Below are 13,990 nucleotides of genomic sequence, written 5' to 3' on the forward strand. Positions count from 1 at the left end.
GCGGCCGCGGCCCGGGCAATATCGCACCGCAGGGCAGCCTCGCAGCGGGATCGGTTGATGCTGCACTGCGGCGGGTCCATACCCGGCCCCACATGCAACCAGGTCCCTTCCCCATGTCCGACATGACCCCGGTGCGCCGCGCCCTGCTCTCGGTCTCCGACAAGACCGGAATCGTCGAATTCGCCCGCATGCTGGTGGCCCATGGGGCGGAGATCCTCTCCACCGGCGGCACCGCCCAGGCGCTGCGCATCGCCGGCATCCCGGTGAAGGACGTGGCGGAGCATTCCGGCTTCCCCGAGATCCTGGACGGCCGCGTGAAGACGCTGGTGCCCCAGGTGCATGGCGGGCTGCTCGGGCGGCGCGACCTGCCGGAGCATCTGGCGCAGATGCAGGAACACGCCATCGCGCCGATCGACCTGGTGGCGGTGAACCTCTACCCCTTCGAGGCGACGGTCGCGAAGGGCGCCAGCTTCGAGGACTGCATCGAGAATATCGACATCGGCGGCCCGGCCATGATCCGCTCCGCCGCCAAGAACTTTTCCTCCGTCGTCGTCATCACCGAGCCGGCGCAGCTGCTGGAGGTGCAGGGGGAACTCGCCGCCGGCGGCACCACGCTGGCGCTCCGCCGCCGCCTCGCCCAGGCGGCCTATGCCCGCACGGCCGCCTATGACGCCGCCATCAGCACCTGGTTCGCGGAGCAGAATGGGGAGGAATTCCCGCAGCGCCTGGCCACCGCCGGCCTGCTGCGCCAGACGCTGCGCTACGGCGAGAACCCGCACCAGCGCGCCGGCTTCTACACCGATGGCAGCCTGCGCCCGGGCCTGGCCACCGCCGCGCAGATCCAGGGCAAGGAACTGTCCTACAACAACCTGAACGACACCGACGCCGCCTTCGAATGCGTCGCCGAGTTCGACCAGCCGGCCATCGTCATCGTCAAGCACGCCAATCCCTGCGGCGTGGCCGAGGCCGCGAACCTGGGCGCCGCCTGGGATGCCGCGCTGCGCTGCGACCCGGTCTCCGCCTTCGGCGGCATCGTCGCCGCCAACCGCGTGCTGGATGCCGAGGCCGCGGAGCGCATCACCGCGATCTTCACCGAGGTGGTCGTCGCCCCCGATGCCGACGCCGCCGCCCGCGCCATCTTCGCCCGCAAGAAGAACCTTCGTTTGTTGCTGACCGGCGCGTTGCCCGATCCGGCGGCGCCGGGGCGCACCTTCAAGTCGGTGGCCGGCGGCTTCCTGGCGCAGTCGCGCGATGCCGGGCGGGTGACGCGGGAGCAGCTGAAGGTGGTGACCCAGCGGCAGCCGACGCAGCAGGAGCTGGAAGACCTGCTCTTCGCCTTCCGCGTCTGCAAGCACGTGAAGTCCAATGCCATCGTCTATGCCAAGGGCCTGGCCACGGTGGGCATTGGCGCCGGGCAGATGAACCGCGTCGAATCCTCCCGCATCGCCGCCTGGAAGTCGGAGGCCGCGGCCAAGGCGGCGGGTCTCGACCGGCCGCTGGCGGAAGGCTCCGTCGTCGCCTCCGACGCCTTCTTCCCCTTCGCGGACGGGCTGGAGACGGCGGCGGCCGCCGGCGCCACGGCGGTGATCCAGCCCGGCGGGTCGATGCGGGATGCCGAGGTGATCGCGGCGGCCGACAAGGCCGGCCTCGCCATGGTCTTCACCGGCATGCGGCATTTCCGCCACTAGATGACAAAACCTTCATAAAGACCCGGCCGGGCGCTTCCCGCGGCCGGGTCGTTCCGGCAGATGGCGGCCCGTGACCGATCTCCTCTCCTTCATCCCGCCGCCCGTCATGTTCTTCGCCCTGGGCTTCGCCGCCGGGCTGCTGCGCGCCGATCTCTCGGTGCCGGAGGCCCTGGCGCGCGCCCTGTCGATCTACCTGATGGTCGCCATCGGCCTGAAGGGCGGCGCGGCGCTCGCCAGCCCCGGCGCGTCCGAGGGGCTCTGGGCCGCGCTGGCGCTGGGCGTCGGCCTGTCCTTCCTGCTGCCGCTGCCGGCCTTCCTGTTCCTGCGCGGTGCCCTGCGGCTGGAGCGTGAGACGGCGGCGGCGATCTCGGCGCATTACGGCTCCGTCTCCGTCGTCACCTATGCCGCCGCCGCCGGCACGCTGGCGACGCTGGGCGTGGCGCAGGAGGGCTTCATGCCCGCCATCCTGGCCGCCATGGAGACGCCGGCCATCCTCACCGCCCTGCTGCTGGCGCGGATGGGCGCCGGCGCCGGGCAACCCCGGCTGGACGCGCGAAAACTGGCGCATGAGGTGCTGCTGAACGGGCCGGTGGTGCTGCTGCTCGGCAGCTTCCTGATCGGCTTCCTGGCCGGCGCCCCCGGCCGCCAGCAGCTGGCCCCCTTCACCGAGGCGCTGTTCCCCGGCGCGCTCTGCCTGTTCCTGCTGGAGATGGGGCTGATGGCGGTGCGCCAGCTGCGCGCCGGCGGGCGCGGCCTGTCCTGGGGGCTGGTCGGCTTCGGCCTGGCCATGCCGCTGCTGGGCGGCGCAGCCGGGCTGCTGGGCGGGCAGGCCATCGGCCTCTCGCCGGGCGGGGTGGCGCTGATGGCGGTCCTGGCGGGCTCCGCCAGCTATATCGCCGTGCCGGCCGCCATGCGCCTGGCACTGCCGCGCGCAGATGCCGGGGTCTATGTCACCCTCTCCGTCGCCGTCTCCTTCCCCTTCAACATCCTCCTGGGCATTCCGCTCTGGGTGAAGCTGGCGGTGGGCTGAACATGCACGAGCGCAAGCGCATCGAGATCGTCGTCGAACGCGTTCGCGCGGCGGAGGTGACGGACCTGCTGGACCGTCTGGGCGCCACCGGCTGGACCATGCTGCCCGTGCTGGCCGGGCGCGGCCGCCAGGGCCTGCGCCAGGGCGGCGACCTGTCCGGCGTGCTCGACAATGTCGTCATCCTCTGCATCACGGGGGAGGCGGTGGTGGCGCGGGTGATGGAGGCGCGCGAGGAACTGCTGGGCGCCCGCCCCGCCATCGTCAGCATCACCGACTGCACCGTGCTGCGCGCCGATCATTTCTAGCCAGGACCCCCGACCGATGCAGAGGCTCCTCGACGGCTACCGCCGCTTCCGCGCCGAGACCTGGCCGCAGGAGCGCGCGCGTTTCGAAGACCTGGCCGCCCGCGGCCAGAGCCCGCACACGATGATCATCGCCTGCTCCGACAGCCGCGTGGACCCCGCCGTGATTTTTGGCGCGGGCCCGGGTGAGCTTTTCGTGGTGCGCAACGTGGCCAACCTGGTGCCGCCCTATGCGCCGGACAGCGATTTCCACGGCACCAGCGCCGCGCTGGAATTCGGCGTGCGGGTGCTGAAGGTCTCCCAGCTCGTCGTGATGGGCCATGCCATGTGCGGCGGCGTCGCCGCCCTGCTGCGCGGCGCCCCGCCGGAGGCGCGCGACTTCGTGCCGATCTGGATGAGCATCGCCGCCGAGGCGCGCCGCCGCGTGCTGGAATGCGTGCCGGTGGAGCAGGCGCAGCAGGAGGCCTGCGAGCTGGAGGCGGTGCGCGTCTCCCTCGCCAACCTGATGACCTTCCCCTGGGTGGCGGAAGCGGTGGCGGAAGGCCGGCTGACCCTGCAGGGCGCGCATTTCGGCGTGGCGACGGGGCGGCTGATGGTGATGGGCGCGGACGGGGAATTCGCCGCGGCATAGCCAGCGGCCGCGCCGGGATGCGAAGCTGGCGGCCTCGCATCCCGATTCGCGAAAGGGTTCCGCCTGCCTGACTGGCTGCCGCTTGCGCTCATCGGCGGCGCACTGGGCCTTGCCCTGCTGCTGCTGCTGGCCGCCCTGCGCGGCCGGCGGGGGGAGGAGCTGGCGCGGCTGGGGGCGATGATGGAGGCGCTGGCCGCCGCCCAGGATCGCCTCGCCCGCCTCTCCGAGGACCGGATGCGGGAGCAGGAGCGCGCCCTGGGCAGCCGCCTGGATGCCGCCGCGGAGCGCAGCCAGGCCAGCGCCGCCGCCATCCAGCAGCGCCTTTCGGTGATCGACGCCGCGCGGCAGAATATCGAGGCGCTGGGCAGCCAGGTGACCTCGCTGGCCGCCGTGCTCGGCAACAAGCAGGCGCGCGGCGCGATGGGGGAGGTGCAGCTGCGCGACCTGGTGGCGGACCGGCTGCCGCCCTCCGGCTTCGCCTGGCAGCACACGCTGTCCAACGGCACGCGCTGCGACTGCCTGATCCGCCTGCCCTTTCCCCCCGGCCCCATCGCTGTGGACAGCAAGTTCCCGCTGGAGGCCTGGGCCGCGATGCAGGACGCGCCCGACGCCGCCGCGCGCCTCGCCGCCACCCGCCGCTTCACCGCCGATATCCGCAAGCATGTCGCCGATATCTCCCAGAAATATCTGATCCCCGGCGAGACGGCGGAGGGCGCGCTGATGTTCCTGCCCTCCGAGGCCGTGCACGCCACGCTGCATGCCGCGCATGCCGACCTGGTCGCTGAAGCCGCGCGGCGCGGCGTGCATATCGTGGGGCCCTCCAGCCTCTGGGCCGTGCTGAACACCATGCGCGGGCTGCTGCGCGACGCCCGGCTGCAGGACGAGGCGCGGCGCATCCGGCATGAGGTGGAGGCGCTGGCCGAGGACACCGCGCGGCTGGAGCGCCGCATCGGCGCCCTGCGCGGCCACTTCGCGAATATGCAGCAGGATGTGCGGGACATCGAGATCACGGCGGAGAAGATCATCCGCCGCAGCGAGGCGATCCGCGCGCTGGATATTCCGGATGTGACGGTGGCGAGGGTGGCCGAATGAGTGCCCTGCAACTCCAATCCGGCCTCGGCCTGCTGGCGCTGACGGCGCTGGCCTGGGCGCTCGGCGGGTGCCGTCCCGGCGTGCCTCGGCGCGTGATCCTGGCAGGGCTTGCCTTGCAGGTGGTGCTGGCCGCCGCGCTGCTGCATATCCCGCCGCTGCGTGCCGCCTTCGCGGCGCTGGGCCGCGTGGTGGATGCCCTGGCGGTGGCGACGCGGGCCGGCACCACGCTGGTCTTCGGCTATCTCGGCGGCGGGCCACTTCCCTTCGCGGAGCCCTTTCCCGGCGCCGCCTTCATCCTGTTCTTCCAGGCGCTGCCGCTGGTGCTGGTCGTCGGCGCGCTCTCCGCCCTGCTGTATCACTGGCGCATCCTGCCCTTCGTGGTCGCGCTGCTGGCGAAGGGGCTGACGCGCACGCTCGGCATCGGCGGCGCCACCGGCTTCTCCGTCGCCGCCAATGTCTTCGTCGGCATGGTGGAGGCGCCACTGCTGATCCGCCCCTGGCTGGCGCGGCTGACGGTCAGCGAGATGTTCGTGGTGATGACGGCAGGCCTCGCCACCATCAGCGGCAATATGCTGGTGGTCTATGCGCTGATGATCGCCCAAGTGGTGCCGGATGCGGCGGGGCAATTGCTGGTGGCCTCGCTGATCGCCGCACCCGCCTCCATCGTCGCCGCCCTGCTGATGATGCCGCCGAAGCCGGGCGAGGCCGTGGATGCGGCGGAAGCCGCCGAGGCGCCGCGCCTCTATGACAGCAGCATGGAGGCGCTGGTGCGCGGCACGATGGATGGGCTGCAATTGCTGCTCGGCATCATGGCCATGCTGATCGTCTTCGTGGCGCTGGTGGCGCTGGTGAACATGGTGCTGGAGCCCGTCACCGGGCTGACGCTGCAAAACATCTTCGCCGTGCTGTTCTGGCCGCTCGCCTTCGCCATGGGCATCCCGGCCGAGAGCGCCGCCACGGTGGCCGCCTCGCTCGGCACCAAGACGGTGGTGAATGAATTCGTCGCCTATCTCGAACTGGCGCAATCCGGCGGGCTGGGGCTGAGCGAAAGGTCGCGGCTGATCCTGACCTATGCGCTCTGCGGCTTCACCAACTTCGCCTCGGTCGGCATCATGCTGGGCGGCATGGTGACGATGTGCCCGGAGCGGCGGGCGGATATCGTGAAGCTCGGCCTGCCGGCGCTGGTGGCGGCGACCATCGCCTGCTGCATGACGGGGGCGGTGGTGGGGATGTTGACCGTGCCGTGAGGGGGGCGCCGGCCGCCCTGCGGGACGCCCTGCAGCCGGGGGAGGAGATCCGCTGGCATGGTCGGCCGCATCCCACCAAAGGGCTCGGCTGGGCCGTCTTCATCTCATTGCTCGGCTTTTTCCTGCTGATGCTCATCGCCAGGCCGAATCCCAACGCCCTGATGACGATCAACGACGTCCCGGTTCATGACCCGGCGACGCGGAGGGCGATCCGGCTTCTGTTCATGGCCGTGACGACGGCGACGAGCCTGTTTTTTCCCTACCAACTGCTGCGAAGGCTCCGCACGATCTACGCCGTCACGGATCGTCGGGTTCTCGTGCTCGCCGGGCTGGGCCTTCCGGGTGCCGTGCACAGCTTTCCGCCCTGGAGCATCTGGGGCACCGAGCGGCCGGACAAGCCCAGCGCCGATGCCGTCGGCCGCCTGCTGATCCTACGCGCGAAGCCGCGGGAGAAGCCGGACAGGGCAGATGAATGGCTGGTCCAGTTCTCCGCGATCCGTGACGATATCGGCGCGCAGGCGGCCATCAATAGGCTGGTTGCGGCACCCAAACCGCTCATCGGGCGCGAACATGCCCTGGTGCCTCCGCCGGAGCGGCTTGGCGCCGCCTTTGCATCCAGGCTGCGCCCCGATGAGGTCCTGCTCTGGGCTGCGCAGCCAGAGCCAGTGCGATACGCCCGCACCGTCCTGTTCGGTTCCGTCTTCATCCTTCTGCTTCTCTTTCCCTTTTTCCTTCTGATGCGTGCGACGGGTGTCTTCGATGTGGTGACGACCGGCTTTGGCGTCTGCCTGTTGCTGGCCCCTGTCCTGGCCTGGTTCAGGGCGTCCTGGACTGGATTCGGCATCACGACGCAACGCGTCATCGTGCTGGACCACACCCCACTCCTCGGCCGGGAAACAAGCTGGCCACTCGATGCCATCGAAAGCGTCTTGCGCCCCTGGTCGCCGAAGCGGGCCGGCAGCCTGACGCTGTGCGGCGGGCGGCGACTCGACACGGAGGACAATCCTGCCAGGCTGGTACTGCGGGCCTTGCCCGATATCGCGGCCGCCGAGGCCGCGCTCTTCGTCGCGCTGGAGGGCCGGCGCAGGCGGCACCTGCCCTGGAGGACACCTTGAGATGATCGACATCTTCGGCCCGCCCCCACCCGGCTCCCCCCGCCTCTTCAGCGAGGCGACGCGCGCCGGCGGGCTGGTCTTCGTCTCCGGCTATTCCGCCCCGCATGACCCGGCGCGCGGCATTTCGCGCGGCGCGACGCCGGCCGAGGAAGTGCGGAATGCACTGGCCAAAATCTCGGCCATTCTGGACTCCGCCGGCAGCAGCCTGAACCGGGTGGTGCAGATGACCATGCTCATCACCGACCCCGCCGACTACGCCGCGCTCAACGCCGAATATGTGAAACACTTCCCTGGCGGCCTGCCGGCCCGGCACACCGCCCGCTTCGGCGTGCCCACGGAAGCCCGCGTCGCCTTCGCCTGCATCGCCCTCGCCGGAGAGCCCGCCCATGCGTAGCCACCTGGTCCAGCGCAACCTGCGGCAGGACCCGCCCCTCGCTTTGCGCGGCGAGGGAATCTTCCTGCATGACTCCAATGGAAAGACCATCATCGATGGTTCCGGCGGCGCGGCCGTCGCCTGCCTCGGCCATGGCCATCCGCGCGTGCTGGAGGCGATGCGCGCGCAGATGGACAAGCTGACCTATGCCCATACCGCCCTCTATTCCTGCGAGAGCGCGGAGGCGCTGGCCGACCTGGTGCTGGAAGGTGAGCCCGGCGGCCTGACGCAGCTCTATCTCTGCTCCTCCGGCTCCGAGGCCATGGAAGCGGCCCTGAAACTCTCCCGCCAGTATTTCGTCGAGATCGGCCAGCCAGCTCGGACACGGTACATCGCGCGGCGGCAGAGCTATCACGGCAATACCCTCGGTGCGCTGGCGGCCGGCGGGAATGCCATGCGGCGCGCGATCTACCAGCCGATCCTGTCCGAGGCCTTCAGCCATGTCGCGCCCTGCTACGCCTATCGCGACCGCGGCCCCGCCGAGACCGATGCGGACTACGTCGCCCGCCTGGCGGCGGAGCTGGAGGCCGAATTCCAGCGCCTGGGCCCGCAAAACGTCATCGCCTTCATCGCGGAGCCGGTGGTGGGCGCGACCCTCGGCTGCGTCACCGCCCTGCCCGGCTACTTTCCCGCCATGCGCGCCGTCTGCGACCGGCATGGCGCGCTGCTCATCCTGGATGAGGTGATGTGCGGCATGGGCCGCACCGGCAGCATGCATGCCTGGGAACAGGAAGGCGTCACCCCCGACATCCAGGTGATCGCGAAAGGCCTGGGCGGCGGCTACCAGCCGATCGGCGGCATCCTGGCCAATCACCGCGTGATGGACGCGCTGCGCGACGGCTCCGGCGCGCTGATGCATGGCCATACCTACCAGGCCCATCCCATGGCCGCCGCCGCCGCGCTCGCCGTGCAGCGCGTGATCCGGGAGGAGCGGCTGCTGGAGAATGTCCAGGCCATGGGCGCGCTGCTGGAGTCGCGGCTGGTGGACCGTCTCGGCAACCACCGGCATGTCGGCGAGATCCGCGGCCGCGGCCTGTTCTGGGCAGCCGAATTCGTCGCCGACCGCGCCACCAAGGCACCCTTCGACCCCGGCCTGAAGCTGCACGACCGCATCAAGCAGGCCGCCTATGAACGGGGCCTGGCCTGCTACCCCATGGGCGGCACCATCGATGGCCGACAGGGCGACCATGTGCTGCTGGCGCCCCCCTATATCGCCACCGCCGCGGATATCGAGGCGATCGTGGACCGCTTCGGCGATGCCGTGGATGCCGCGCTGGGCGGACTGCCGAAGTAACAGAGGGTGACGCAGTGAACCGATCCTTCCGAAGCGCGTTCTATCCCCGAAGCCCGGCCAGCAGGCTGGGCCCGGAAATAGGAGAAGCGCTATGGACAAGGATCGCATCAAGGGCGCCCTCAACGAGGCCAAGGGCGCCGTGAAGAAGACCGTCGGCGAGGCCGTGGGCAACGAGCGCCTGGAGGCCGAGGGCCATCTCGACACGGTGAAGGGCAAGGCGCAGGGCGCCGTGGGCCGCACCAAGGACGCGGCGCGTGACGCCGTCGACGGCAAGGACCGCGTCTGACCCCCATTGGTCGGATGACGTGACCAGCGCCGCGCGTCGGGGAAACCCGGCGCGCGGCGTTGCCGTTTTCCGGCCCTGGCCGCAAGCTGCCCTCAACCAGGGGAGTGAAGCCAGATGAGCCAGACGCTGCTGTTTCCGGGCGAAGTCGAATGGTCCGGCGAGAATCCCGGCATTTCGCTGAAGACCGATCCCGCCGGCCCCTTCACCACCCTGGCCTCCTTCTTCCGCGTCGTGCTCTCCCCGCATGGGCGCGGCCTGGCGCTGGTGCTGCTCCAGGCGCCGCAGGCGGAGGATGCTGGCAACATCTGCCTGACGGACAATGAGCCGCTGGCCCGCTGGCTGGTGGAGAACTACGTCGCCCATTTCGGCGCCTGGCGCGGCCTGGCCGGGCTGCGCAGCCTGCGCTACCGGCCGCTCGACAGCGTCGCCACCGGCGGCGATGCCAGCACCCATTACAGCGAGACGGTGACGGCCGGTTCGCTGACCGTGGCGCTGGAATGGTCCGGCCTGGGAAAGCCCTTCTGCTTCGCCCTGCCGCCGGCGCAATCCGCCACCGGCCGCCACCATATGCCGACCGTCTTCATCGGCTGCGAGACGGCGACGGTGACGGTGAACGGCGTGCCCCGCCCCGGCGCCCCCATTCCGCGTGAGATCGCCGGCCAGCGCATCTCCACCGCCATGCTGGCCTTCTCGGAAACTTGGATTCGGGCCTGAAACGCAAATGGGGCGGACCCCGGAAGGTCCGCCCCATTCACAGGCATGGCTTGGCTGCGATCAGCGGCGCAGGCCGAGGCGACCGATCAGCGACTCGTAGCGCGCACGGTCCTTCTTCTTCAGATAGTCCAGCAGGCCACGGCGCTGGCCGACGAGAACCAGCAGGCCACGGCGGCTGTGGAAATCCTTCGGATGCGCCTTCAGGTGCTCCGTCAGCATGGCGACGCGGGCGGAGATCAGGGCGACCTGAACCTCCGGGCTGCCCGTATCGCCCGGCTTCGTGGCGTATTCCTTGATGAGCGCGGCGCGGGCCGCGTTGTCCGTCGCCGCGATGATCTTCACGGCAGGCTTGGCAGCGGCCGCAGCCGGCTGCTCGGTGGTCGTCGACATCGCATATCCTCCAGGTCGGGGTTAAGCCACGTCGCCAGGCTGTTGCCCGGGTTCCAGCTGGATCAGCCGCTCGGGCTGCATCCAACCAGACTCCAGCCGGCACAGGCCGAGCAGACGCTCCCCCGCCATCGCGCGCAGCAGGCCCCCTTCGGGATCGGCTTCACGGGGAACGCGCCCCATCAGGTCCACCAGGCTGATCGCCTGGCCCTGGTAGAGGCGGGCGGCCTCCTCTGCGGTAACGGCCAGTGCCGGGATGTCGGCCAGCGCGGTCGTCACCGGAAGAAGGAGGTCCGGGGAAGGGGGAGGCGTATCGCCCGAGACGAGCAGGGAGTCCAGCGGAATCGCATGCTCCATGCGGAAGGGGCCGACACGCAGGCGCCGCAGCGCCGTGATATGCCCGACCGAGCCCACCGCCTTGGCCACGTCGCGGGCCAGGCTGCGCATGTAGACGCCCTTGCCGGACTCGACATGGAAGATGGCGGTATCGGCATCCGGCCGGCTGATCAGGTCGAAGCGGTCGACGCGGGCCGGGCGGGGCGCGATCTCCACCACCTGGCCGTCGCGCGCCAGGTCATAGGCGCGCTCGCCGGCGATCTTGATGGCGGAATAGATCGGCGGCACCTGCATGATGTCGCCGCGGAAGGCGGGCAGCGCCGCCTCGATCTCGGCATCCGTCGGCCGCACGTCGCTGGTGGCGATGACGGCGCCATCGGCATCGTCGGTGTCCCGCGCCTCGCCGAATTTCAGCGTGAAATGGTAGGTCTTGGTTCCGTCCATGACATAGGGGACGGTCTTGGTCGCGGCGCCGAAGGCCACCGGCAGCAGGCCGGTCGCCAGCGGGTCCAGCGTGCCGCCATGCCCGGCCTTCTGGGCATCGAAGGCGCGCTTCACCTTGTTCACCACATCGGTGGAGCCGATGCCGGAGGGCTTGTCGACGATCAGCCAGCCATCCAGCTCCCGCCCCTTGGGCTTCTTCGAACGATGGCGGTGACGGTTGGGCTGGTTCACGGTTCTTCGGCGTCCCTGGTCTTTTCCGCGGTCCCCGCGGGGGGCGTTTCAACCGGCTTCGCCAGATCCTGCTGGACCACCGGCTGCTGCATCACCTTGCTGATATGCATGGCGTATTCGAGGGCGGTATCGGGCTGGAAATGCAGCTCCGGCGCCGTGCGCAGCCGCACGGCCTTGGCCACCTGGCTGCGCAGGAAGGGCTGGATGCGCTTGAGGCCGGCGAGCTGCGCCGGCGACAGGTCGCGCCCCAGCCCGCTGACGAAGGCGGTCATGTGCTGCAGGTCGGGCGAGGCACGGACCTCCGTCACCGTCACCTTCAGGTCGTAGAGATCCGGGTCCCGGAACTCCTCCCGCGCAAAGATGGCGGAGAGCGCATGGCGGATTTCCTCCGCCACGCGCAGCTGGCGCTGGCTGGGCCCCTCGCCGCCGCCCTTGCGGGGGCTGGGCTTGGGGGGGCGGCTGTCGCGCCGCGGGGCCTCCGCGGCATCGCGGGTCTTGCGGGCCATCTGATTCTTTCCTCAACGCGAAGGGGCGCGGCATCGCTGCCGCGCCCCCTATCCTGCGGCTGGTGTGGCGTCAGAGCGTGCCGGCGACCGTCTCGGTCTCGTAGCACTCGATCTGGTCGCCGACGCGGATGTCGTTGTAGTTCACGAAGGACATGCCGCATTCGTAGCCGTTGGTGACTTCCTTCACGTCGTCCTTGAAGCGACGCAGTGTCGAAAGCTCGCCCTGGTGGATGACGGTGCCGTCGCGCAGCAGGCGCACGCCGCAGCCGCGCTTCACCACGCCTTCCGTCACGCGGCAGCCCGCCACGTTGCCGATCCGCTTGACCTCGAAGACCTGGAGGATCTGGGCATAGCCCAGGAACTTCTCCCGCTGCACGGGCGCCAGCTTGCCGCGCACCAGCTCCTCGATGTCGTCCGCCACCTCGTAGATGATGGAGTAGTAGCGGATCTCCACGCCGTCCCGCGTCGCCAGGTCGCGCGCCTGGGTGGTGGCGCGGACATTGAAGGCGACGATGACGGCGTTGGACGCCTTGGCCAGCTGGATGTCGCTTTCGGTGATCTGGCCGACCGCCGAATGCAGCATGCGCACCCGCACCTCGTCATTGCCGAGCTTGCCGAGGGTGACGGCGATGGCTTCCGCCGAGCCCTGCACATCGGCCTTGACGACGACGGCCACTTCCTTCTGCGCGCCCGCCTGGATGCGGGCCAGCATATCGACCAGGCTGCCCCGGCCGGCGGAGACGGCGGCCACCTGCTTCTCCCGCAGCTTGCGCTGGCGGAATTCGCTGATCTCGCGCGCCTGCGTCTCGTCCTTCACCGCGACGAAGTTCTCGCCGGCGGTGGGGACGCCCGACAGGCCCAGGATCTCGACGGGGAGGGAGGGCTGCGCCTCCTTCACCTGCCGGGCCTTGTCGTCGAGCATGGCGCGCACCTTGCCCCATTCGGCACCGGCCACGACGATGTCGCCGGTCTTCAGCGTGCCCTTCTGCACCAGCACGGTGGCCACCGGGCCGCGCCCGCGGTCCAACCGGCTCTCGATCACGGTGCCTTCCGCCGCGCGGTCCGGATTGGCCCGCAGGTCGAGGATCTCGGCCTGCAGCGAGATCGCTTCCAGCAGCTTGTCCAGGTTCAGCTTCTGGGTGGCGGAGACCTCGATCTCCTGCGTCTCGCCGCCCAGGCTTTCCACCACGATCTCGTGCTGCAGCAGTTCCTGCTTCACGCGCTCGGGGCGCACGCCCGCCTTGTCGATCTTGTTGATCGCCACGATGATCGGCACATTCGCTGCCTTGGCGTGGCTGATCGCCTCGATCGTCTGCGGCATCACGCCGTCATCGGCCGCGACAACCAGCACGACCATGTCGGTCACGCTGGCGCCGCGGGCGCGCATGGCGGTGAAGGCCGCGTGGCCCGGCGTGTCGATGAAGGTCACCTTCTGGCCGCCCGGCACGGTCACCTGATAGGCGCCGATATGCTGGGTGATGCCGCCGGCCTCGCGCGCCGCCACATCGGCCTTGCGCAGCGCGTCCAGCAGGCTGGTCTTGCCGTGGTCGACATGGCCCATGATGGTCACGACCGGCGGCCGCGGCAGCATGTCCGTATCGGCGTCGACCTCGCCTTCCAGGCCGATCTCGACATCGCCTTCCGCCACGCGGCGGACGCGATGGCCGAATTCCTGCACCACCAGCTCCGCCGTATCGGCATCGATGGACTGGGTCAGGGTGGCCATGACGCCCATGCGGAACAGGGCCTTCACCACCTCGCCGCCACGCGCGGCCATGCGGTTCGCCAGTTCCTGCACGGTGATGGCTTCCGGCACCACCACGTCGCGCACCACGCGCTCCGCGCCCGACCGCAGGCGCGCCAGCTCCTGCTGGCGGCGCTCGCGTTCGCGGGCTCGGCGGACGGAGGCGATGGAGCGCGTGCGCTCATCCTCGCCCTCGATCGCGGCGGAGACGTCGATGCGGCCGTCGCGGCGGCGGTCGCCGCCCGGCACCAGGGACTTCTTGGCCGGCGGCATGACCGCCTTCTTCACGGCGCCAGCCGGGCCGGGCATGCCCGGGCGGCGGACGGCGCCGCGCGGCGCCTCCTCATCCTCCGCCATCGGCGCGCGCGCCTTCAGCGTCAGCTTGGCGGCGGGCGTATCCGCGGCGGCGGCGGCAGCGGCCGGCTTGGCACCGGGCGCCACGGCGCCGGGGGCACCCTGGGGAGCCGGCGCGGCCGGGGCCGGGCGACGGGCGGTCAGCGCGCTCGGCAC

General features: G+C 70.4%; 15 protein-coding genes. 11 read left to right on the plus strand and 4 right to left on the minus strand.

Annotation, left to right across the window (positions count from 1 at the left end; genetic code table 11):
* The first annotated feature begins 113 nt into the window (after positions 1-113).
* The 11 genes from purH to ACTIF1_RS25885 all read left to right on the plus strand — a co-directional run bounded on the left by purH (position 114) and on the right by ACTIF1_RS25885 (position 9,832).
* A complete protein-coding gene (gene purH / locus ACTIF1_RS25835) occupies positions 114-1,688 on the plus strand; it encodes a bifunctional phosphoribosylaminoimidazolecarboxamide formyltransferase/IMP cyclohydrolase (protein WP_439599345.1) in 1,575 nt (524 codons plus the stop codon).
* Positions 1,689-1,758: 70 nt separating this feature from the next.
* Positions 1,759-2,718 carry a sodium-dependent bicarbonate transport family permease gene (locus ACTIF1_RS25840; protein WP_439599346.1) on the plus strand — a complete coding sequence of 320 codons (960 nt, stop codon included), beginning with the start codon at positions 1,759-1,761 and terminating at the stop codon, positions 2,716-2,718.
* A 2-nt stretch (positions 2,719-2,720) separates the two neighbouring features.
* Entirely contained in the window at positions 2,721-3,023 is a 303-nt protein-coding gene (locus tag ACTIF1_RS25845) for a P-II family nitrogen regulator (RefSeq protein ID WP_439599347.1), read from the plus strand.
* Positions 3,024-3,039: 16 nt separating this feature from the next.
* The gene (locus ACTIF1_RS25850; RefSeq protein WP_439599348.1) at positions 3,040-3,651 is read left to right on the plus strand and encodes a carbonic anhydrase; all 612 of its coding nucleotides are present in this window, start codon (positions 3,040-3,042) and stop codon (positions 3,649-3,651) included.
* Between the two features lie 177 nt (positions 3,652-3,828).
* Complete coding sequence (locus ACTIF1_RS25855; protein ID WP_439599349.1) at positions 3,829-4,743, plus strand: DNA recombination protein RmuC; 915 nt, start codon at positions 3,829-3,831, stop codon at positions 4,741-4,743.
* Complete coding sequence (locus ACTIF1_RS25860; protein WP_439599350.1) at positions 4,740-5,990, plus strand: NupC/NupG family nucleoside CNT transporter; 1,251 nt, start codon at positions 4,740-4,742, stop codon at positions 5,988-5,990. The genes ACTIF1_RS25855 and ACTIF1_RS25860 overlap by 4 nt, the downstream gene beginning before the upstream one ends.
* The gene (locus tag ACTIF1_RS25865; RefSeq protein WP_439599351.1) at positions 5,987-7,105 is read left to right on the plus strand and encodes a hypothetical protein; all 1,119 of its coding nucleotides are present in this window, start codon (positions 5,987-5,989) and stop codon (positions 7,103-7,105) included. Before ACTIF1_RS25860 ends, ACTIF1_RS25865 begins: the two co-directional genes overlap by 4 nt.
* A gap of 1 nt (position 7,106) precedes the next feature.
* Positions 7,107-7,499, plus strand: coding sequence for a RidA family protein (locus tag ACTIF1_RS25870; RefSeq protein ID WP_439599352.1), 393 nt, complete (start codon positions 7,107-7,109; stop codon positions 7,497-7,499).
* Positions 7,492-8,832 carry an aspartate aminotransferase family protein gene (locus ACTIF1_RS25875; protein ID WP_439599353.1) on the plus strand — a complete coding sequence of 447 codons (1,341 nt, stop codon included), beginning with the start codon at positions 7,492-7,494 and terminating at the stop codon, positions 8,830-8,832. Before ACTIF1_RS25870 ends, ACTIF1_RS25875 begins: the two co-directional genes overlap by 8 nt.
* Positions 8,833-8,923: 91 nt before the next feature.
* Positions 8,924-9,118, plus strand: coding sequence for a CsbD family protein (locus ACTIF1_RS25880; protein WP_439599354.1), 195 nt, complete (start codon positions 8,924-8,926; stop codon positions 9,116-9,118).
* A gap of 114 nt (positions 9,119-9,232) precedes the next feature.
* Complete coding sequence (locus tag ACTIF1_RS25885) at positions 9,233-9,832, plus strand: hypothetical protein (protein WP_439599355.1); 600 nt, start codon at positions 9,233-9,235, stop codon at positions 9,830-9,832.
* 60 nt (positions 9,833-9,892) lie between these two features.
* Here the strand turns inward: ACTIF1_RS25885 and rpsO are convergent, their stop codons facing one another.
* From rpsO to infB, 4 genes are all read right to left on the minus strand, one after another.
* Positions 9,893-10,222, minus strand: coding sequence for a 30S ribosomal protein S15 (gene rpsO, locus ACTIF1_RS25890; RefSeq protein ID WP_439599356.1), 330 nt, complete (start codon positions 10,220-10,222; stop codon positions 9,893-9,895).
* Between the two features lie 21 nt (positions 10,223-10,243).
* Positions 10,244-11,230, minus strand: coding sequence for a tRNA pseudouridine(55) synthase TruB (truB, locus tag ACTIF1_RS25895; RefSeq protein ID WP_439599357.1), 987 nt, complete (start codon positions 11,228-11,230; stop codon positions 10,244-10,246).
* The gene (rbfA, locus tag ACTIF1_RS25900; RefSeq protein ID WP_439599358.1) at positions 11,227-11,736 is read right to left on the minus strand and encodes a 30S ribosome-binding factor RbfA; all 510 of its coding nucleotides are present in this window, start codon (positions 11,734-11,736) and stop codon (positions 11,227-11,229) included. The genes truB and rbfA overlap by 4 nt, the downstream gene beginning before the upstream one ends.
* Before the next feature lie 70 nt (positions 11,737-11,806).
* A partial coding sequence (infB, locus tag ACTIF1_RS25905; RefSeq protein ID WP_439599359.1) for a translation initiation factor IF-2 occupies positions 11,807-13,990 on the minus strand: 2,184 nt, incomplete at its 5' end.

Origin of the sequence: Falsiroseomonas sp., from assembly GCF_051860665.1 — a bacterium.
In the GTDB taxonomy this organism is placed as follows: Bacteria; Pseudomonadota; Alphaproteobacteria; order Acetobacterales; family Acetobacteraceae; genus Falsiroseomonas.